Raw genomic sequence first — 19,991 nt, forward strand, 5'->3', positions numbered from 1 at the left:
CGCGTGTAGTAAGTTATATGTAAAGTCTGATTGTTATGTGTAAAGTAAGCTGCACATTATTAAATAGCTGTTTTTGAGCTTAAGCAAAAGTCTGATGCGGCTTTCTATTTGTGCTGCTTTCGGAGAAGCTATATGCTACTTGGTGCCATGTTTCGCGGTAGGGCTCGGGTGGCCCTGCCAATGCCCGAAATCTGGTAACCTCTTTACGTAGTATGACCACTGTAAAATCCTCTCTGCCCCTGGGTCTAAAGCTGAGTTTTAGCGCCTTCCTAGTCGTAATGGTGCCGGTGTATTGGGTAAACTACGGCCCAACTAACTTTCTGTATTTCTGCGATGTGGCGCTGCTGCTGTGCTTTATCAGTGTGTGGACGGAGCATCGGCTGCCGTCCTCCATGGCGGCGGTGGGCATTCTGTTACCCCAAGTGCTGTGGTGCGCCGACTTTCTGGGCGAGCTGTTCGGCTTTCATCTGGTGGGCCTGACGTCTTACATGTTCGACCCGAACCGGTCCTTCTTTCTGCGGGGGCTTTCCTTTTTTCATGGCTGGCTGCCCTTCCTGATCCTGTTTTTGGTTAAGCGCCTGGGGTATGACTGGCGCGCCCTGCCCGCCTGGACGCTGCTGGCCTGGGCGCTCTGCCTGGTGGCCTACTTCTGCTTGCCACCGGCCGGAACCATTCTTGCCGATCCTAAAATTCCTGTCAACATCAACTACGTCTTCGGCTTCGACGACGCGCATCCGCAAACCTGGCTGCCGGCTCCGCTCTACTTGGTAGGCTGGCTTTTGACTCTGCTGGTTGCTGTGTACCTGCCTACCCATTGGGTGTTGCGCAAGTGGGTAGGAGGCAGGCAACCTAAACAAAAGGCACATCCTGTTGAAAGCACCCTTGCATTGCAGCGCGCCCGGTAAGCTGTCATCTATATCTAAGAAGTCAGATTCTTGCTATTTGGGCGGAGTCTCGGCTACGCGCTGGTGTTCGGTGCTCTCTTCTGCAATCGAGCTGCTTACATGAAACTTCCTGCTTCCGCCGCTTACCCCAGTAACCCAAGTCAACGCGACGCAATGGCGCCGCAGATGCTGGCGCTATCCCAGGATGCCAAGCCACAACGGGCGAACAGCCCAGCCCGCGTTGCGAATCAGCTGCTGTCGGTACACTCATTCGTTACGTCACCGCGACCAACCTATCAAACTATCCGACAAGCTTTCTCGGCTCATTTTGCCCACAACTGCCATTGCCAAGGCTGGCAAAAGATTGCCCAAGGGCCGAGTTGGCATGCACCGGCAAAACACGGCGCCCGCTCATGAAGTCAATTCCTATAAAAGTGTCTGAACAATCATCCTGATTGGGTTAGGGTTGCTGATTCTGGGAGGGGTAGGGTCTTTGCGCTTGGCATCACCAAGCTGCGCATTCTGGCGGGCGTTGTCGCTTTTATCGGAGGCTGCTGTTATCCTTTGGGCTGTATTTCGCTCTGTCCTGACGAAATGCCTCTGGTGTAAAGCATAGGCAAAAAGAAAGCGCGGCCACAGCAGCCGCGCTTTCTTTTTGCCTATGGCATAGAGTAGCTTACCGCACGCCCAACCGGTTCCGCTTCCAGGTTGAGCCAGCAGTGGTGGCTGGAGCATCCGAAGCTGCTACCGGCGCTTTCTTTTCCGTCAGGAGCATGGCCGTGAGTACGGCAGCGAGCTTGGCGGTAGCCTCGTCCGGGGCAGCGGGTTTCAAAGACTCGGGTGTGAAGTGGTCCTTGATGAAGTTGGTATCGAAGTTGCCGCTCACGAAGGCAGGGTGCTGCAGCACGTAGCGGCCGAAGCCCAGGGTGGTTTCAATGCCCGTAATCTGGTACTCGTCGATGGCGCGCAGCATCCGCTCGATGGCCTCCTGGCGGGTAGCCCCGAAGGTGACGAGCTTGGCAATCATGGGGTCGTAGTAAATCGGGATATCCATGCCCTGCTCAAAGCCATCATCTACCCGCACACCAGGGCCCTGGGGCCGCACGTAGGTGGTCAGGTTCCCGATGTCGGGCAGGAAGTTGTTCTGCGGATCCTCGGCGTACACGCGCAGCTCCAGGGCGTGGCCCTGAATCTGTAGGTCGTCTTGGCGGAAGGCGAGGGGTAGGCCCTGGGCTACCTTGATCTGCTCCTTTACCAGGTCGAGGCCGGTGATTTGCTCCGTTACGGGGTGCTCTACCTGCAGGCGGGTGTTCATCTCCAGGAAGTAGAAGTTGCGCTGGTCATCGAGCAAAAACTCCACGGTGCCAGCCCCGGTGTAGTTGCAGGCGCGGGCCACGTCCACGGCGCAGCGGCCCATTTCGGCGCGCAGTTCCGGCGTGAGCACCGACGAAGGCGCTTCCTCAATCACCTTCTGGTGGCGGCGCTGAATAGAGCATTCCCGCTCGAAGAGGTGCACGATGTTGCCGTGCTCGTCGCCCAGCACCTGAATTTCGATGTGGCGCGGTCCGGTCACGAACTTCTCAATAAAAACTGACCCGTCGCCGAAAGCTGAAGTAGCCTCGTTTACCGCCAGCTGCATCTGCTCCTCAAACTCCTCGGGCTGGTGCACCAGGCGCATGCCCTTACCGCCGCCGCCAGCCGAAGCCTTGATCAACACCGGGAAGCCTACCTGCTGGGCTACCTGCTTGGCTTCCTGCACGTCGGTAATGGCTTCATCGAGGCCTGGCACCAGCGGAATGTTGTAGGCTTTCACGGCTTGCTTGGCCGAAAGCTTGTCGCCCATGATATCCATGGCCTCGGCCGAAGGGCCCACGAAAATCAGCCCGGCTTCCTTCACCATGCGGGCAAACTCGGCGTTTTCGGAGAGGAAGCCGTAGCCAGGGTGAATAGCATCGACGCCTAGCTGGCGGCAGACTTCCAGAATTTTGTCGCCGCGCAAGTAGCTGTCTTTGCTGGCCGGCGGGCCTACGCACACGGCCTCATCGGCATAACGGACGTGCAGGGCGTTGCGGTCGGCCTCGGAGTAAATGGCTACGGTTTGCAGGCCCATTTCCTTGGCCGAGCGCAGCACGCGCAGCGCAATTTCGCCCCGGTTGGCAACGAGCAGCTTGGTGATTTTCTTCATGTGAGAGGGTAGGCGAGTGGGCGGGTGGGAGAGAAGTCAAATATGTTGTTATCCTGAGCGGGAGCAAAGACCCTTACCGTTAGTAATTCCGGCGGCAACGAAGCCGTAGAAGTCCTTTGCTCCCGGTCAGGATGACAGGTGATGTTGGCTTTGCACTCTCAAAGAAACGCCATTCCGGGCGCACCAGAAAACGCTGCCGGGCATTTTCCTGGAGGTTGGATGCAGCCCGAAAGCGGCTACCTTTGCGGATTGCCATAACTTTGTACATTACTCGGGCGTTAGGTCCTTGGGCATAACCGCTCGTTTTCGTTTCACATTCAACCCGTTCCCTCGTGGATCTATTTGAGAAGATTGCCGCCAACCGCGGCCCGCTGGGTAGCCATTCACATTACGCGCACGGCTATTTCACTTTCCCCAAGCTGGAAGGTGAGATTAAGCCGCGCATGATTTTCCGCGGTAAAGAGGTTCTCACCTGGAGCCTGAATAACTATTTAGGCCTGGCTAACCACCCTGAAGTACGTAAAGCCGACGCCGATGCGGCTGCTGAATATGGCATGGCCCTACCCATGGGCGCACGCATGATGTCGGGCAACTCCAACCTGCACGAGCAGCTGGAGAATGAGCTGGCCGAGTTCGTGCAAAAGCCAGACTGCATGCTGCTCAACTTCGGTTACCAGGGCGTGGTATCGATTATTGATGCCATGGTAGGCCGCCACGACGTGATTGTGTACGACGCCGAGTCGCACGCCTGCATTATCGACGGGGTACGCCTGCACGCGGGCAAGCGCTTCGTGTACGTGCACAACGATATGGCTAGCTTGGAGAAGCAGTTGGAGCGCGCTCAGCGCATCATTGACGAAACCGGCGGCGGCATTCTGGTAATTACCGAGGGCGTGTTCGGCATGTCGGGCAACCAGGGCGACCTCAAGGGGGTAGTAGCCCTGAAGGAGAAATACCAGTTCCGCCTGTTCGTGGACGATGCTCATGGCTTCGGCACCATGGGCGCTACCGGCGCCGGAACCGGCGAAGAACAGGGCGTGCAAGATGGCATTGACCTTTATTTTTCGACGTTTGCGAAGTCCATGGCCAGCATTGGTGCTTTCGTAGCTGGTCCCGAGAACGTAATTGAATATTTGCGCTACAACATGCGCAGCCAGATTTTCGCGAAAAGCCTGCCCATGCCGCTTGTAGTGGGCGCTTTGAAGCGTTTGGAGCTGCTGCGTACTCGCCCCGAGCTGAAGGAAAACCTCTGGACCATTGTACGGGCCCTGCAGAGCGGTCTGCGCGAAAAAGGCTTCAACATTGGTACTACCACCTCGCCCGTAACGCCGGTGCTGCTGGAAGGTCAAATCCCCGATGCTACCCAAGTAACCTTCGATCTGCGTGAGAATCACGGTATTTTCTGCTCTATTGTGGTGTACCCGGTAGTTCCGAAGGGCGTGATTATGCTCCGCATCATCCCAACGGCAGTGCACACGCTCGAAGACGTAGCCACTACCATTAAGGCCTTTGAGGCCGTGCAGGAGAAGCTCCGCAACGGGCTATACTCCAAGGCTGAAGTGCCTGCCGGCCTGCAGAGCTAAACACGGCTTCGCTAAGTACAAAAGCCAGCTCTCGTAAGAGGGCTGGCTTTTTGTTTTAGGATTATTCTGTGGGTGGGTTGGGGAGTGTTCAGCTTGGTTATAGGTAGTTCATCTATAAAAAGTGCCCTATAAGGCTGGAAAAGGCCTTTGATAAAAAAACTTGGCAACTTGCTTGTATTTGAAATCCCTGTATATTAGGGCCGGTTAAACACATTTTTCCACACCAAACAACCCCTCCCAAATGAGCAATTTTAGCCAACTGAAGGACCTCGTGATGTCGCTGGAAGCTGACTTCGAAAAGTTCTACGACAAGAACAACTCGGCTGCTGGCACCCGCGTGCGCAAGGGCATGCAGGAGCTGAAGAACATGGCCCAGACCATCCGCACCGAGGTGCAAAACAAGAAGAACGAAGGTGGTGAGGCTGCTCCGGCCAAAGCTGCTCCGGCTAAGAAAGCTGCCGCTCCGGCCGCTAAGAAAGCTGCTCCTGCTAAAAAGAAGTAATTCGGCACCGCAGAGCCTGCGGTAGCAATAGCTTCATCTAAGGCCTCACCAGCTATTGGTGAGGCCTTACTGTTTGTGGTGGGGTAGGAACTGCTTCTACAGGCAGTAGCAGTGAAGGCCGCTTGGCTTGAGCCATTATCTGTAGTCGGGCTCTTTGCTTATTATTTCCTACCCCCTTAAAACACTCAACCCCCTAGTGCCGGCCGGCACCAGGGGGTTGAGTGTTTTAAGGGGGTAGGGGTTATACTACCTTTATGAGGTAGTAATTCTTCTTGCCCTTCTGCGCCACAATGTACTGGTTTAGCAACAGCGGTACTTCCGTGGCCTGCTGCTCTAGGGTAGCTTTGCTGCGGTTGAGGCTCACGCCGCCCTGTTGGATCATCTTTTTGGCTTCGCCCTTGGAGGGGAAGATGACGCTGTTAGTGGCTTCGCTGAGCAGGCCAATAACGTTCTGCTCGGACAGTGTATCGCGGGACACCTCTACGCGCGGCACGCCGGCAAATACATCCAGTAGCGTTGCCTCATCAAGTGTAGCCAGGTCGCCACCCCCGAAGAGTACTTGGGAAGCTGCCAGTGCCGCCTCGTAGGCTGCTTCGCCGTGCACCCGGATGGTGACGTCCTTGGCCAAGGCTTTTTGCAGGGTGCGCAGGTGGGGGGCCTGAGCGTGCTCCGCTTCCAGGGCTTCGATTTCTGCCTGGGGTAGGAGCGTGAACACCCGGATGAGGCGGGGCACGTCGGCGTCGGCGGCGTTGAGGAAGAACTGGTAGAACTGGTAGGGCGAGGTCATGGAGCCATCCAGCCACACGGTACCGGTTTCGCTCTTGCCGTATTTGGTGCCGTCGGCTTTGGTGATGAGCTGGCCGGTGAGGGCGTAGGCTTTGCCCTCGCCGCCCGACATGCGCCGGATCAGCTCGGTGCCCGTGGTGATGTTGCCCCACTGGTCCGAGGCTCCCATTTGCAGAGTGGTGCCCAGCTCTTTGTAGAGGTGGTAAAAGTCGTAGCCCTGCAGCAGCTGGTAGCTGAACTCGGTGTAGCTCAGACCCTCGGCGCCCGACTCTTCGTTGCCGCTGATGCGACGCTTGACGGAGTCCTTAGCCATCATGTAGTTCACGGTGAGGTGCTTGCCTACCTCACGCAGGAACTGCAGGAAGCCAAACTCCTTGAACCAGTCGTAGTTGTTCACCACGCGGGCGCCGGTAGGCGAGTCGTCGAACACCAGAAACTTCTCCAACTGAGCCCGGATGCCGGCCTGGTTGCGGCGCAGGGCCTCTTCATCCAGCAAATTGCGCTCCGCTGACTTGCCCGAGGGGTCGCCAATCATACCGGTGGCGCCGCCCACCAGGGCCAGGGGCCGGTGGCCGGCACGCTGCAGGTGCACCAGCAGCATAATGGTAGCCAGATTGCCGATGTGCAGGGAAGGCGCCGTAGGATCGAAGCCGATGTAGCCGGTGATGGGCGCGTTCTGGCGCAGGTGCTCGTCGGTACCCGGCATCATGTCGTGAAACATGCCCCGCCAGCGCAGTTCTTCTATTAAATCCACTGAGTAAATGGGTGAATGAGTGAATACGTGAGTTGGCCCTGGCAAACCACGAAGGCCGCCAGTGAGCCCCGCCAGCACTCCTTGAGAAACCAGCTGAAGCCTATTACAACTGGACAAAGGTAGCAGTACCTTTGCTTTTTGAGAGTGAAAATCACCGGTTGCTTCCGTTGCCAGTACGCCTAGCGCCAACCAGTGCCCACTTCACTCATCCACTCTTTTACGCCTTCGCTCCGTGACCCTCACCGCCGACGAAATTCTGAAGCAGCTCCAGCAGCGGCAGTTTGCGCCCGTGTACTTTCTGCAAGGGGAGGAGCCGTACTATATTGATCTGGTAGCCGAGCTGCTGGAAAAAACGGTGCTGCAGGAGCACGAGAAGGGCTTTAACCAGGTGGTGCTCTACGGCAAGGATACTGACGTGGCCGGTATCCTGAACCAGGCCAAGCGCTTCCCCATGATGGCCGAGCGCTCGGTCGTTATCGTGAAGGAAGCCCAGGCCGTGGCCGATTTGGAAGCTGAAAAGGCGTGGCCGTTTCTGGAGGCCTACCTCAAAAATCCGTTGCAAAGCACGGTGCTGGTCTTCTGCTACAAGCACAAAACCCTGGATGCCCGCAAGAAGCTGGGCAAGCTGCTCACCGGCGACAAAAACAACCCTGCACCTGCTGGCACGGTGCTGCTCACCAGCAAAAAGCTCTACGACAACCAGGTGGCGCCCTGGCTCACGAACTATGTGCGCTCAAAGGGCCAGCAGATTACGTCCCAGGCTACCAACATGCTGGCCGAGTACATCGGGGCCGAACTGGGTAGGCTCACGAACGAGGTCGATAAGATGCTCATCAACCTGCTGCCGGGCCACATCATTGACGAGGACCTGGTGCAGCGCATGGTGGGCATCAGCAAAGAGTACAACATCTTCGAGCTGCAGTCGGCGCTTATTCGGCGCGACGTGCTCAAGGCCAACCGCATTCTGCTTTATTTCGAAGCTAACCCCAAGAACAACCCGCTCATCCCGAACCTGACGCTGCTGTTCAACTACTTCTCGCGGTTGCTGGCCCTGCACCAGTTGCCCAACCCCACCGAAGCCGACTGGAAGCGCCTGAACCTCGCCAACGCCTACGCCCGCCGCGACTACCAAACTGGCCTGAAAGTCTTTTCCTTCGAGCGCACCCGCGACATCGTCCACCTCATCCGCCGCGCCGACGCCCAAAGCAAAGGCATCGACTCGGGCTCCATGACCGACGGCGAAATCCTGCGGGAGTTGGTGTGGCTGATTCTACATCCCGTGCCCCTGCACGCCGTGGTAGGGATGTAGCACTTTTCACTCACCCCACGAGTGATAAACTGCCATTTGGGTTCTGTTTCTGTTCATTATAACAAAACCATTTCCCTCGGTAGAATTATCTGTTCCTGGCTCAATCAGTACCCAACTGGTTCTGAACTTGTACACCTGTAGCGGTCCATCAAACCACCTTGGAAAGCGTTCTAGTTGGGTGTCATTCAAAACTGGGATAGTAAAACCTGCACTCGTTAATGGAAAAACTGCCCGGTTGTTGTGGGTCCATTGACTTGTCTGATCTTGGTTGAACTCTACGCTATCAGTAAGTGCCCAGCCATTCTTACTTGCAAAGTCAAGAATAGTAGCTGCTGAGAAAGTATATGGCTTGTCGGATTTCCAATAAAGTGCCTTGTGCCCACCGTAAGGGCCTTGGTCGCCAATATTCTTCGCTAGTAAGTCGGCTCTGTAATTGCTCCAAAACCCTGCGGGTGATATTCTATTGCACGAGATGAAAGCAAGCGTCAGAAGTAACAACGTTTTGGTTGTCATTTCCATGGGTATATTATTGAGTTAAGCTATTCAAAGTTAGATATCGACATATTAGTTATTAAACATGCTTTGTAAGAGCGCAATGTTTCAAAGGTGTCTTAAGAGCTGAACTGCGTAATCGAACCCAAAGAAAAATTTCCGCGTTAATCGGAAAAATTTCTCTAAGTTCGACCTGTCAAACTACCACACCTATGGCTGCCGCTGCTCATCCTCCCAAAATTACCGCTACCATGCCCGCCGCTCTGCGCAAGAAGTGGGCGGCCTGGGGCCAAGCTGGCCAAGATGCGTTTACGTTGGTAATGGAAGCGCGCAAAGGGGTGCCGGCCGCCACGGCGTTTGAGGTAGCCGAGGCGTTTCAGCTGCAAGCCAACGAGCTGGAAGCCATCTACGAGCTTTCCACAAAAACCCTGCGCACATACTCGCAGGAAAAGAAAACCCTGAGCGCAGCTAGCAGCGAGAAGACCCTGAAGATTATCAGCCTCTATAACCTGGGGCTGGAGGTATTCGGGGAGGCGGCGGCTTTTCTGCGGTGGCTGGACAAGCCCGCCCACGGCCTCGACCAAGAGGTGCCGCTGCGGCTGCTGGAAACCAGCGGCGGCATTGATTTGGTGGCCGAGGAGCTGACCCGCATTGCCTACGGCGACTTATCGTAGCCCCGGGGTATGCTGGTATACCGCATCTGCCTGGCCAAATACGCCGATGACCTGTTTGCCTCCGGCTACCGGGCCCGCTGGAATTACAAAGACCAATTCGTGATTTATACGGCTTCGTCGCGGGCCTTGGCCTGCCTGGAGAACGTGGTGCACCGGAGTGGGGAAGGCCTTAACGACCAGTTCCGGGTGCTGGTGATTGACGTGCCCGATGACTTAGCAATCAAAGAAATCGGCCTCGCCCAACTGCCTAAAAACTGGGAAAAAGCCAGCCGCTACGCCCTCTGTCAGCCCCTGGGCGCGGCTTGGTACACAGCGCGCCAATCGGCGGTGCTGCGGGTGCCCTCGTCCATCATTCCGCAGGAGCATAACTACATCCTCAACAGCCGCCACCCCGAGTTCAAGCGCATTCAGATAGTGGGGCGGGAAGAATTCAGCTTTGACGCCCGTATTAAGGCTGCCGATGTGGGGTAGGAATCACTGGTGCTGATTTGTAAAGACGCGTATTCATGTCTTAGCGCCAGAACAACCGATAATAGCTGTCATTCCGACGCAGGAGGAATCTGGGTTAGTCTCCCAATGGCTTGACCCAGATTCCTCCTGCGTCGGAATGACAAAAGAACTAACCACACCAACGACCAGACGCGAAGTGTCCCGTCTCTACACCGACCACCGAAGCCGGAGCAATGCCCAACACGCCGGAACTACCTTACGACCATCAGTTCACCTTCCCCGGGCTTACCATTCCCGACCTGACCAGCGCCATCATCGAGCAGCACCACGGCGCCGATATACTGCCGGAGGGCCGGGCCCTGAATGCGGTGCTTCCTGAAGACTTGAGGATAAACTACGGGAGGTTTAGCCTGGGCGGAGGGGTAGTGCCTGAGGTTACCGTAGACCAGAATACGGACTTGGTGGTGCAATGCACCTGCGCGGAGCCCACTGGGCGGTTGTGTGGGCACGAGGCCTTGGTGCTGCTAGCCCTGGTGCAGCGCCGGGAGCTGCGGATTTTCTTCGATGCCCCGTTGCGCCAGAGTCGGCTCCGGGCCGTGGCGCGGGACTACGGGCTGGAGCAGCAACCCAACCTCGACGAGCATTTTCAGCTAATCTATACCGAAGGTCAAACCAGTATTACGCCCCGGCAGCCGGAGCTGCTACCCCTCACGGCGGCTACTAAGCAGGAACTGGTGCGCCAACTCCTGCCCGAGAAACGGCAGCTACTCCCGGCCGAGCCCGCCGCCACGCGCGCCGTACTGCTGACTCGCCACCGCTACTACGGCCACCTGACGCTGCAACTCATCGAGGCAGAAACTACCGCCGCGGGCAAACTTCGCAACCCCCTGACGGTGCTGAACCCGCTGGATGGCATCTGGAGCGTGTCGGACCCCGAGGTGCTCAAGTTCTACACCGGACTGGCGCGCTTCCAGCACAATTACGAAGAGGAGCGCTCCGCCCAGGCTCTTGAGGCGCTGCGGGCGGTAGTGAAAAACCCCTTGGAATTACCCGTGTATGCCCACCAGGCTGCTCAGGGCGAGAAGCCTACGGCCCAGTCGGTAGCGGCGGTGCGGGTGCACCGGGCCCGGCTGGAGTTGCGCCTGCTGGTGACCGAGCAGGGCGAGTTTTACCGGGTGTCGGGCCAGCTCAGCGTGCTGGATCAGCTGCTGGCTTTGCAGGATGTGACCATTCGCTACGACTACTTCGTGGCCCTGCACAACGACCTATATTTGCTTGATGACCTAGATGTGTGGCGGGTGGTGGAGTTTTTCAAGAAGCGCAGCAACACCTTGCTGCTGCACCAAAGCAAGTTCCCGGAGTTTCAGCAGGACGTGCTAGCCGGCCTTGAAGACAAGCTCCACATTCACTACACCTACGTGCGGCCCGCCACGCCTCAGCAGTTGGCTCTGGGCGGGTACCAGGAAGAACCCACGCCGCTGCTCTACCTCTCCGAGGCCGGGGCGCACGTAGAGGTGCTGCCCGTGATGCGCTACGGCGAGCGGGAAGTGTCGGTGCTCTCGCGCAAGCAGCTCCAGGACACGGACGCGCTGGGCCAGACCTTTGCCGTGACCCGCGACGCGGCGGCCGAAACCCGGCTATTAAAAGCCTTGATGCGCCACTACCCCCACTTCGAGGAGCAGCTTCACCTCGACGCCTTGTACGTACCCAAAAAGCAGTTTCTGGATGAGGACTGGTTTCTGGAGGCGTTTAAGGACTGGCGCACCCAGGGCATCACCATTCTGGGCTTCAACCAGCTCAAAGGCAACAACCTCAACCCGCACAAGGCCCACATTACGGTGCAGGTGAGCCGGGAAACGAACTGGTTTGACACCAAGCTGGGCGTGCGCTTCGGCAAGCAGCAGGCCTCCCTGCCCCAGCTCTACCAGGCCGTGCGCAACCAGCGCCGTTACGTCACCCTCGACGACGGCACCCGCGGCATCCTACCCCAGGAGTGGCTCGATAAGTTCACCCGCTACTTTGCCGCCGCCGAAGTTGTGGAGGAGCAGCTCCGCACTCCCGCTGTCAATTTCGCGGCCGTGGAAGAGCTGTATCAGCCCGAAGAACTCACCCCCGAGGCCCGCGCCCAGCTCGCCGACTACCGGGCAGCCCTGGCCGATTTTGGCGGCATTCAGGCCGCGCCCGTGCCAGCTGGGCTGCAGGCTACCCTCCGTGACTACCAGCGCCAAGGGCTGAACTGGCTGAATTTCCTGGATACCTTTCAGTTTGGGGGCTGCCTGGCCGATGATATGGGCCTAGGCAAAACCCTGCAAGTGCTGGCGTTTCTGCTGCTCCAGCGCGAGAAAGGGGAGCGGGCCGCCAGTTTAGTCGTAGTGCCCACTTCCCTGGTGTTTAACTGGCAGGCCGAGGTAGCGAAGTTCGCGCCCACGCTGCGGGTGCATACCCTACACGGAGCCAGCCGGATCAGGCACGCCACCGAGTTTGACGGCTACGATATCGTGCTGACAACCTACGGCACGCTGGTAGCCGACGTACGCGCCCTGCAGAGCTACCAGTTCAACTATGTGATTCTGGACGAGGCCCAGGCCATTAAAAACCCCGACTCGCAGCGCTACAAGGCGGCGCGTCGGCTGCAGGCCCGCAACCGGCTGGTGCTCACGGGCACGCCCCTGGAGAACAATACCTACGACATCTACGGGCTGCTGTCCTTTGCCTGTCCGGGCTTGCTGGGCAGCCGGGCCCATTTCAAGGCCCACTTCGCGACCCGCACCGACAAGTTTAAGGATGACAGCCAAGCCCGGGCCTTGCAGCAGAAAATCCGGCCCTTTGTGCTGCGCCGCACCAAAGCCCAGGTAGCCCCCGAGCTGCCCGACAAAACCGAAATGGTGCTCTACTGCGACATGGGCCCCGAGCAGCGCCGGGTGTACGAGGCCTGCAAAGAGGACTACCGTAACCTGCTGCTAGGCCGCCGCGAAGACGTACTCGGGAAAGACCACATGCACCTGCTACAGGGGCTGACCCGGCTCCGGCAAATCTGTAACTCACCCGCCTTGCTTACCGACGGTCCCGATTACGGCGCGGCCTCGGCCAAGCTGGAAGTGCTGTTAGAAGAGCTACAAAACCACGCGCCCCAGCACAAAATCCTCATCTTCTCCCAGTTCGTGGGCATGCTCGACCTGATCCGGCCCATGCTGGAAGCACATGACATTCCCTACCAGCAGCTTACCGGCCAAACCCGCCACCGGGCCGCAGCCGTGCAGGAGTTTCAGCAGAACGAGCAGGTGCGCGTGTTTCTCATCAGCCTAAAAGCCGGCGGCACCGGCCTCAACCTCACCGAGGCCGACTACGTGTACTTGGTGGATCCCTGGTGGAACCCCGCCGTAGAAAACCAGGCCATCGACCGCGCCTACCGTATCGGGCAGACCAAGAAGGTAGTAGCCGTGCGCCTCATCTGCCCGCGCACCGTGGAGGAGAAAATCATGCAGCTCCAGCAAACCAAGCGCGAGCTGGCCCAGGACCTCATCCGCACCGACGCCGCCCTGCTGAAAACCCTCTCGAAGCAAGAGCTGCTTGAGTTGTTTGCGTAATCTTGTCATTCCGAGCGAAGCGAGGAATCTGGGTTAGTCTCTTAATGCTTGACCCAGATTCCTCGCTTCGCTCGGAATGACAGCTGGTTTGGCATCAGGCCCGTAACTTGGCCCTACCGGTTATCCGCTCTCCATTATTTTTCCTATCCCATCCCATGCCCGAAGCCCCCACCATGCAAGTGCTCGACATCATTGTTATGTCGCCGAAGGAAACCTTTCTCGTGGGCCGGCTCGACGGGCCCATGAAGCCCGGCCCGTGGGAGTTGCGCCTGAATGAGGAGGTAGTAGCTACCCTGGACATTACCGGCGAGGCCCAGATTGAAGCCGGCCGTAAGGCTAAACTCCAGCCGCCCCGTGTAGCCGTCAGCCGCACGTCCGTTGAGAAAAGCCGCTTCGACTTCACCCGCGATGAGGTGACGCTGGTGCGCCAAGTGTAGGGCAGCGCCAAGGCTATACAGACCGTAATAGATAGAGAATGTGTCATGCTGAGCTTGGCGAAGCATCTCTACCGCTTCGTCCTCACAGCGGAAGTTAGCCAGAGGTAGAGATGCTTCGCCAAGCTCAGCATGACACGAAGTAGTTGGATTAAGCATGACCTTGTTTATACGCTATTCAAGCAGTCTGACTGGATAAGCCGCTAGCGTTGTTGCAGAAACCGCAGCACGGCTTTATTGAATGCCTCCGGGGCCTCTTGGGGAGCGTAGTGGGTGGTGTTGGGAAAGATGACTAGCTCGCTTTGGGGCAAGGCCTTCGCCAGGGCCCGGGTATGCGCTTCCAGAATTACGTCGTGCTGACCGGCCATGACCAGGGTAGGAGCCGCTACCCCTTGCAGCTCGGCAAACGTCAGCAGGGGCTCTTGCAGCAGGATGCGCAGTAAGCGCGTACGGTTCAGATCAGGGGTGGGGAGCTGCTGTTCTTCCCGCAGCTGCCGGCGCAGAAGCGCTAGGAAATCGGCCTCAATGGCCTCGGGCGTGGGAAACAGGTTAGCGCCCATGACGGCCAGGCGGCGCACGTACGCGGGGTGGCGGAGCGCCAGCGTCAGGGCCGTGTTGCCCCCGTCGCTCCAGCCCAGAATATCTACCTGGCGCAGGCCCAGCGAGTCGAGTAGCTGGCGCGTGTCATCCGCAAACAGGTCGTAGGTGAAGTCGGCGCTGGTGTGGTCCTGGCTGCGGCCCTGGGCGCGGGTGTCCACGGCAAAAACCTCGAAGTGTTGAGCCAGCTCGCCGATCTGCCGCTGGAAGGCGGCAATGGATTGACCGTTGCCGTGCAGAAGCAGGAGTGGGGTACCCTTCCCGTACCGCTCGTAGTACAGCTGTCCGCCCTTCACGGCTACGTAGCGGCCCGCTTGCGCATTTTCGCCGTAGTGATTGTGGTTGGTAAGATTGGGCAGGGTAGGCGCCGCGAGGTAGCGCAGATACCGCAGGCTGTCGGGTAGTTCGTAGTCGGCAGCAGGGGAAGTGGGTGCGGATTTGCTGGCACCGTAGGAGTCGGCAGTGAGGTAGAAGCTGAGGTAGCTGGCCTTCAGTTGCTGCCAGGCCGCTTGGCTTTTGTTGCGGGTCAGGATGCTATGGCCCGGCGCGGGTACAGCCGATATCCCAAAAGCCTTCGGGGCGCCTTCCTGGGCCTCGCTCTGCAGCCACTGAATGGTTACGGCTACCTCCCGCTGGCCCTGCAACTGCACCTGGTAGGGCGACAGATCCACCCGCACCCAGCCGCGGGGCTGGGTCACGTCGAAGCGTACATCTTGGCGGAGCAGGGGCTGGTCGGGCAGGCCGGCTTTTACGCTGTACAGGTTTAGCCGGAACTTCACGGATTTGAAGCGGTTGAAGGCCACATGCATGTTGAAGTCGCGCAGACGGCAATCCTTGTCAATGCCGATGATGGTGCCCTGCTCTTTGGCCAGGGCATCGCTCACCAACCCGGCCTCGGTGTACATGTTGGCCCCCATCAGCGAGGAGCTGCTGGTGCGGCCAAACGTCTTGGTTTTCACCTTGCCCGGCCGCACCGTCACGGCCGCCAGACTAACGCCGCTGGGGCGCAAGCGCACTACCTGACCGGTGGCCTGCAGCGTGGCTGCGGGCAAGGTGGCCGACTGGTAGCCCACGCACGAAACAACTACGGGTTCGGCTAGGTCGGTGGGGGTAGTAAACTGGAAACGCCCCTGCTCATCGGCCACCGTCCCTAGGGGTTTGCCCACTACGCCCACCGAGGCAAAGGGCACCGGCACCTGGGTCTGCGCATCCAGCACGGTGCCTTGCAGCAGGGTTTGGGCAAGTAAATGGGGGGTAGTAACTAAACTCAGCAGGCAGAGCAGGTACGGGAACAGACGCATGGAAAGAAGGAGGGAGTTGGCTAAGGGAGCCGCCCGGCAGGCGGAAGGTTGCCTTGAACCACCTAAGTGCCCGGTTTGGCTTAGTAACGCTCCTCGTTGCGTGCCGAGCTCAACTCGATAAGATATTCGCAGGCTTTGCGGAAACCATCCCGCTTATCTGGGCTATGGCGAAAAACCATGTGGTAGCCGTTGGCTTGGTGGGATTCGAATACCCAATAAGCCCCATCCGTTGCGGGAGATAACTCGCAAGGCGGCAATTGCTGAAAGCTACTAGTCGCTAGCAGCTGTTCGACCTGTTGCCACTGCCGCGGCGTAATAGAATGAACAGTCTCTAGCTGAGGTAGCGGCTCCGCTGGACAGTTATGCTCGGCTAGTTCGCGCTGCACCTTTGGGTTTTTGCGTTTTGCATCGAATTCCCTCTGTAGTCGTGCAGCTTCAGCTTGCGAGGCGGTAGGCGGGACGAACAGAATTTGCTCAAGCCTGGGCGCTGTAGCCGATTTAGTGAGAAACTGGGTCCATAACGTGGCGCCGCCGGCCTGCTGAGTTAGCGTCAGCAGTACGGGCCGGTGGAAGGAGCGCAGCCACAGAAACCGGTAGGTATCGTTGCCCAGGTAATAGTTCGATAGTACTGGAGCCTTAAAGAAAAACAGATTGGCCGAGGCAGATGCCAACCCCATCTGACAATAAGCGGTCTGCGAATACTGCATTTTGTCCGTCAACTGATCAACAGATGGTAAAGCTGCCGGAAAATAAAACGTGGTCATATCCCGGGGCCGGCCCTGCGCATCGGAAATGGCGGGGTTTTGTGGGTAGGCGGGGGTAGGAGAAATAGGAGCAGAGGCCCCAACGAAGCAGAGGCCGGTAAGCCCGGCGAACAAAGCAGAATAGAACCGTTGCATAGAGGTATACAGGAAACAGACTCCTCAAGCACGGCAGAATCCTCGGGTTTTCTACACCAAACCGGCCGCGCACCGCGTTACCACCGGCAAAAAGGGCCGTTTCCGGGCAACCTCGGCCGAACTTTTCGCTACTTTTGGCTGATTCCCGGTGCCCTGGCGGCGCCGGCCTCCCTTGTGCGTAACGCTTTCTGATGAAACTATTCCCCCGCCTGGCGCTGGCCGCCTCCCTTTCCGCTGCCGCCCCCCTGGCCGCGCAGGCCCAGCAAACGCAGGTGTTCACCGCCGACGAACGCCACTACCAGGAAGGCCTCGAGCTCTTCGACCGCGGCAAGTACGGCGCGGCCCAGCAAGCCTTCCAGCGCTACCTCGACCAAACCCAGCGCCGCACCGGTGAGCTGGCCCCCGGCCGCACCACCGATGCCGAGTACTACTACGCCGTGTCGGGCCTGTACCTGTTCCACCCCGATTCGGAGTCGCGCATTCTGGCTTTTGCCACCAACAACCCGGCCCACCCCAAAGCCGCCCAGGCCTATTTCGAGCTGGGCAAGTTCTACTTCGATAAGAAGGACTATGTGAAGGCCATCGACTACCTGCAGAAGGTAGGGCCCGACAACCTCAGTGACGACCAGCGGGCCGAGGCCGAATTCAAGCTCGGCTACGCCTATTTCGCTCAGAAGGAGTTCGACAAGGCCAAGCTGCAGTTCGACCGCAACAAGGCCGGGGCCAGCGAGTACCGCTACGCCAGCTCCTACTACGCCGGCTACCTGGCCTACCGCGCCGGCGACTACGCCGGGGCCCGCAAGGACTTGGCCGTGGCCGAACAGAACGACGCCTACAAGCCCGTGGTGCCGGCCGTGATGTCGCAGATTTACTACAAGGAGGGCGACTACGAAGGCCTGATTACCTACGGCACCCAGGCCCTGCAGCAAACCCCGCCACCCCAGAGCGCCGACGAGATTCAGCTGCTGGTGGGCGACGCCTACTACCAGAAGGAGGATTTCAAGCAGGCCGCCGAGTACTTCGATAAGTACGCCGCCGGCCGCAAGAACATCGACCCTAAGGTGCAGTACAAAATCGGGTACGCCAACTTCAAGCAGGGCGACTTCAAAGGCGCTATTGGTAGCCTGAAGGGAGTAGCGGCCCGCCGCGACTCCCTGGGCCAAAACGCGGCCTACCATCTGGGTTTGAGCTACCTGAAAACCAACCAGAAGCCGCTGGCGCTGAACTCCTTCGATGCGGCCCGGAAGGTGACGTTCGATAAGGTCATCACCGAAAACGCGACCCTGAAGTATGCCCAGGTAAACTACGAGCTGGGCAACACCCAGGAAGTTATTGCCGCCCTGCGCGACTTCTCAAAGCGGTTCCCACGCTCCAAAAACCAGGCGGCCGCCGACGACATTCTGAGCGAGAGTTTCCTGAACTCCTCCGACTACGCCCAGGCCCTCAACTACCTCGATAACCTCGACGAGCGGAGCACCAAGCTCAACGCTACCTACCAGCGCGTGGCCTACCTGCAGGCCGCTACCCTCTACAACAACAACCGCTACCAGGACGCGCTGCCCGTGCTGGATAAGAGCCTGAAGTACCCCCAGGACGAGGCCCTGCGCGCCGCGGCTCAGGTGCTGAAAGGCGAAATCTATAGCTACGGCCAGCAGTACCAGCCTGCCATTACGGCCTACACCGCCGCCGCGCGTACGGCCCGCACCGGCTCGGCTTCGGAAACTGACTTCGACCAAAAAGCCCGCTATGGCCTGGGTTATGCTTACTACAACACCAAGCAGTACGACCGGGCCCGTCAGCAGTTCCAGGCCTGGCTTCAGGACCCGGTAGCCAAGCCCGCCGACCCGAACTACTACGACGTGACCCTGCGCCTGGGCGACACCTATTACGTGGCCAAGCAGTACCAGCAGGCGCTGGATCAGTACAACAAAGTCATTCAGGCCAACGCCGCCGACAAGGACTACGCCTACTACCAGAAGAGCGTGACCCTGGGGCTGATGGGCCGGCGTGAGGAAGCCAGCAGCACCCTGAGCACTTTGCTGAAAACCTCGCCTACCTCGCGCTACGCCGACGATGCGGTGTACCAGCAGGCCCAGCTCGACTTCGAGGCCGGCTCGTTCCAGCCCGCCGTGGAGGGCTTCTCCCGCCTAATAACCAACCGCCCCAACTCCCCCCTGATTCCGCAGGCCCTGCAGAAGCGCGGCGTGGCCTACCAGAACCTGGAGCAGCACGCAAAGGCCGCCGAGGACTTCAAGCGTGTGCTCAGCCAGTATCCGCGCACCAAGGCGGCCGGCAGTGCCATCTACAGCCTGCAGGAAAGCCTGTCGGCCCAGGGCAAAACCGAGGAGTTCGATCAGTACCTGGCCCAGTTCAAGCAGCAGAACCCCGACAGCAAGGCCACCGAAAGCGTGGAGTTTGAGGCGGCAAAGTCCTTGTACCTGGCGGAGAAGTACGCCCAGGCCATTCCGCGCCTGGAAAGCTACCTGCAGCAATACCCCAACACCACCCTGGCAGCCGACGGCCGCTACTTCCTGGCCGATGCCTACCTGCGCACCGGCCGCAAAGCCGACGCCCTACCTCGCTTGAAAGCCGTGGTAGAGGAAGGCAAAAGCGAGTTCGTGAACCGGGCCGTGGGCCGGGTGGCCGACCTGGAGTTTGAAAACAAGAACTACTCCGAAGCGGCCCGCTACTACAGCCGTCTGCGCGAAGTGTCCCAGAACAAGCGGGAGGTAGCCAACGCGGGCATCGGGCTGATGAAGAGCTACTACGAGGCCGGCGACCTGGAAGGCACCCGTCGGGTAGCGCAGGAGCTGCAGGCCCAGGGCGGAGCGTCCCTCAACGCCACCAACCTGGCCCTGCTGTATCTGGGCAAGGCCAGCTACAAAGCCGGCAGCCTAGAGCAGGCCATCGGCGAGCTGACCACGGCCGCCAACACGGCCAAGGATGAAAGCGGGGCCGAAGCCCAGTACCTCATTGCCAGCGCGCTCTATCAGCAGAAGAAATACCCCGAAGCCCTGGACGCCGCTTACAAGAGCAACTCCGACTTCGCCAACTACGATTTATGGCTGGGCCGGGCCTTCCTGCTGATTGCCGACGTGTACAAGGAGCAGAACGAAATCTTCCAGGCCCGCGCCACGCTCAACTCCATCATCGACAACAAATTTCCGGTAGCCGAAATCGTGGAGGGCGCCAAGCAGCGCCTGGCCGCCCTGCCCGCCGACCCGGCGGCTACGCCGGCCTCGAGCGCGCCCAAAACCCAGCCGGGCAAGACCCCGCCCGCTACCCCCAAGGCCGCGCCCAAAGCCACCACGCCGGCTACCAAACCAGCCACCGGTAAAACCACCACCAAGCCTGCTACCGGCAAAACGTCGGTGCGCAGTTCCCTGGTGCCGAGCGACGCCGTGCCCACCGATTCTACAACCAACTCCACGGCTTCCCCCCAGGAAGAATAACCGCTCAGGTGCAACCCGGTCCGCCCTTTGCGCGCCGGGTTGTAGCTGGGCAAGCACCTGAAGCAAGTATTCGGGTGACAGGTTGTAAATCGTTTACCATCA

At 59.0% G+C, this 19,991-nt stretch carries 13 protein-coding genes and 1 pseudogene; 9 read left to right on the top strand and 5 right to left on the bottom strand.

All coding sequences use genetic code 11. The annotated features are described in order from the left end of the window. Nucleotides 1-212 precede the first annotated feature (212 nt). Entirely contained in the window at nucleotides 213-905 is a 693-nt protein-coding gene (locus tag DNI29_RS16555; protein ID WP_202910495.1) for a membrane-associated protein, read from the top strand. Between the two features lie 655 nt (nucleotides 906-1,560). Here the strand turns inward: DNI29_RS16555 and accC are convergent. After that, nucleotides 1,561-3,069, bottom strand: coding sequence for an acetyl-CoA carboxylase biotin carboxylase subunit (gene accC / locus DNI29_RS16560; RefSeq protein WP_110979242.1), 1,509 nt, complete (start codon nucleotides 3,067-3,069; stop codon nucleotides 1,561-1,563). Between the two features lie 332 nt (nucleotides 3,070-3,401). Here accC and DNI29_RS16565 point away from each other — a divergent pair, with 332 nt between their 5' ends. Beyond that, a complete protein-coding gene (locus DNI29_RS16565; protein ID WP_110979243.1) occupies nucleotides 3,402-4,652 on the top strand; it encodes an aminotransferase class I/II-fold pyridoxal phosphate-dependent enzyme in 1,251 nt (416 codons plus the stop codon). A gap of 241 nt (nucleotides 4,653-4,893) precedes the next feature. Further along, a pseudogene (locus tag DNI29_RS25265) lies at nucleotides 4,894-5,067 on the top strand (BF3379 family histone-like protein); the annotation flags it as partial. 328 nt (nucleotides 5,068-5,395) lie between these two features. On the opposite strand, the gene tyrS reads toward DNI29_RS25265, so the two are convergent. Next, the gene (tyrS, locus tag DNI29_RS16575; protein WP_110979245.1) at nucleotides 5,396-6,694 is read right to left on the bottom strand and encodes a tyrosine--tRNA ligase; all 1,299 of its coding nucleotides are present in this window, start codon (nucleotides 6,692-6,694) and stop codon (nucleotides 5,396-5,398) included. Between the two features lie 232 nt (nucleotides 6,695-6,926). Between tyrS and holA the strand changes: the two genes are divergently transcribed. Continuing rightward, complete coding sequence (gene holA, locus DNI29_RS16580) at nucleotides 6,927-8,003, top strand: DNA polymerase III subunit delta (protein WP_110979246.1); 1,077 nt, start codon at nucleotides 6,927-6,929, stop codon at nucleotides 8,001-8,003. 6 nt (nucleotides 8,004-8,009) lie between these two features. On the opposite strand, the gene DNI29_RS16585 is transcribed toward holA, so the two are convergent. Beyond that, the gene (locus DNI29_RS16585; protein ID WP_110979247.1) at nucleotides 8,010-8,522 is read right to left on the bottom strand and encodes a hypothetical protein; all 513 of its coding nucleotides are present in this window, start codon (nucleotides 8,520-8,522) and stop codon (nucleotides 8,010-8,012) included. Nucleotides 8,523-8,707: 185 nt separating this feature from the next. Here DNI29_RS16585 and DNI29_RS16590 point away from each other — a divergent pair, with 185 nt between their 5' ends. From DNI29_RS16590 to DNI29_RS16605, 4 genes are all read left to right on the top strand, one after another. After that, the gene (locus DNI29_RS16590; protein ID WP_238388127.1) at nucleotides 8,708-9,169 is read left to right on the top strand and encodes an Xre family toxin-antitoxin system antitoxin; all 462 of its coding nucleotides are present in this window, start codon (nucleotides 8,708-8,710) and stop codon (nucleotides 9,167-9,169) included. Nucleotides 9,170-9,178: 9 nt separating this feature from the next. Then, nucleotides 9,179-9,640, top strand: a complete 462-nt coding sequence (locus tag DNI29_RS16595; protein WP_110979248.1) for an RES family NAD+ phosphorylase — start codon at nucleotides 9,179-9,181, stop codon at nucleotides 9,638-9,640. Between the two features lie 212 nt (nucleotides 9,641-9,852). Next, entirely contained in the window at nucleotides 9,853-13,206 is a 3,354-nt protein-coding gene (locus DNI29_RS16600; protein WP_110979249.1) for a DEAD/DEAH box helicase, read from the top strand. A 155-nt stretch (nucleotides 13,207-13,361) separates the two neighbouring features. Then, nucleotides 13,362-13,643, top strand: a complete 282-nt coding sequence (locus DNI29_RS16605) for a hypothetical protein (RefSeq protein WP_110979250.1) — start codon at nucleotides 13,362-13,364, stop codon at nucleotides 13,641-13,643. Between the two features lie 200 nt (nucleotides 13,644-13,843). On the opposite strand, the gene DNI29_RS16610 is transcribed toward DNI29_RS16605, so the two are convergent. Further along, a complete protein-coding gene (locus tag DNI29_RS16610) occupies nucleotides 13,844-15,538 on the bottom strand; it encodes an alpha/beta fold hydrolase (protein ID WP_110979251.1) in 1,695 nt (564 codons plus the stop codon). Nucleotides 15,539-15,618: 80 nt separating this feature from the next. Next, nucleotides 15,619-16,302, bottom strand: a complete 684-nt coding sequence (locus DNI29_RS16615) for a hypothetical protein (RefSeq protein WP_123823291.1) — start codon at nucleotides 16,300-16,302, stop codon at nucleotides 15,619-15,621. A 326-nt stretch (nucleotides 16,303-16,628) separates the two neighbouring features. On the opposite strand from DNI29_RS16615, the gene DNI29_RS16620 reads away from it, so the two are divergent. After that, complete coding sequence (locus tag DNI29_RS16620) at nucleotides 16,629-19,889, top strand: tetratricopeptide repeat protein (RefSeq protein ID WP_238388128.1); 3,261 nt, start codon at nucleotides 16,629-16,631, stop codon at nucleotides 19,887-19,889. Nucleotides 19,890-19,991: the final 102 nt, after the last annotated feature.

Source organism: Hymenobacter sediminis (assembly GCF_003231285.1).
Taxonomy (GTDB): domain Bacteria; phylum Bacteroidota; class Bacteroidia; order Cytophagales; family Hymenobacteraceae; genus Hymenobacter; species Hymenobacter sediminis.

Coding starts and splice junctions, on each gene's coding strand:
- DNI29_RS16555 (WP_202910495.1), top strand. CDS start 213: ATGACCACTGTAAAATCCTCTCTGCCCCTGGGTCTAAAGCTGAGTTTT.
- accC (WP_110979242.1), bottom strand. CDS start 3,069: ATGAAGAAAATCACCAAGCTGCTCGTTGCCAACCGGGGCGAAATTGCG.
- DNI29_RS16585 (WP_110979247.1), bottom strand. CDS start 8,522: ATGGAAATGACAACCAAAACGTTGTTACTTCTGACGCTTGCTTTCATC.
- DNI29_RS16590 (WP_238388127.1), top strand. CDS start 8,708: ATGGCTGCCGCTGCTCATCCTCCCAAAATTACCGCTACCATGCCCGCC.
- DNI29_RS16595 (WP_110979248.1), top strand. CDS start 9,179: ATGCTGGTATACCGCATCTGCCTGGCCAAATACGCCGATGACCTGTTT.
- DNI29_RS16600 (WP_110979249.1), top strand. CDS start 9,853: ATGCCCAACACGCCGGAACTACCTTACGACCATCAGTTCACCTTCCCC.
- DNI29_RS16605 (WP_110979250.1), top strand. CDS start 13,362: ATGCCCGAAGCCCCCACCATGCAAGTGCTCGACATCATTGTTATGTCG.
- DNI29_RS16610 (WP_110979251.1), bottom strand. CDS start 15,538: ATGCGTCTGTTCCCGTACCTGCTCTGCCTGCTGAGTTTAGTTACTACC.
- DNI29_RS16615 (WP_123823291.1), bottom strand. CDS start 16,302: ATGACCACGTTTTATTTTCCGGCAGCTTTACCATCTGTTGATCAGTTG.
- DNI29_RS16620 (WP_238388128.1), top strand. CDS start 16,629: ATGAAACTATTCCCCCGCCTGGCGCTGGCCGCCTCCCTTTCCGCTGCC.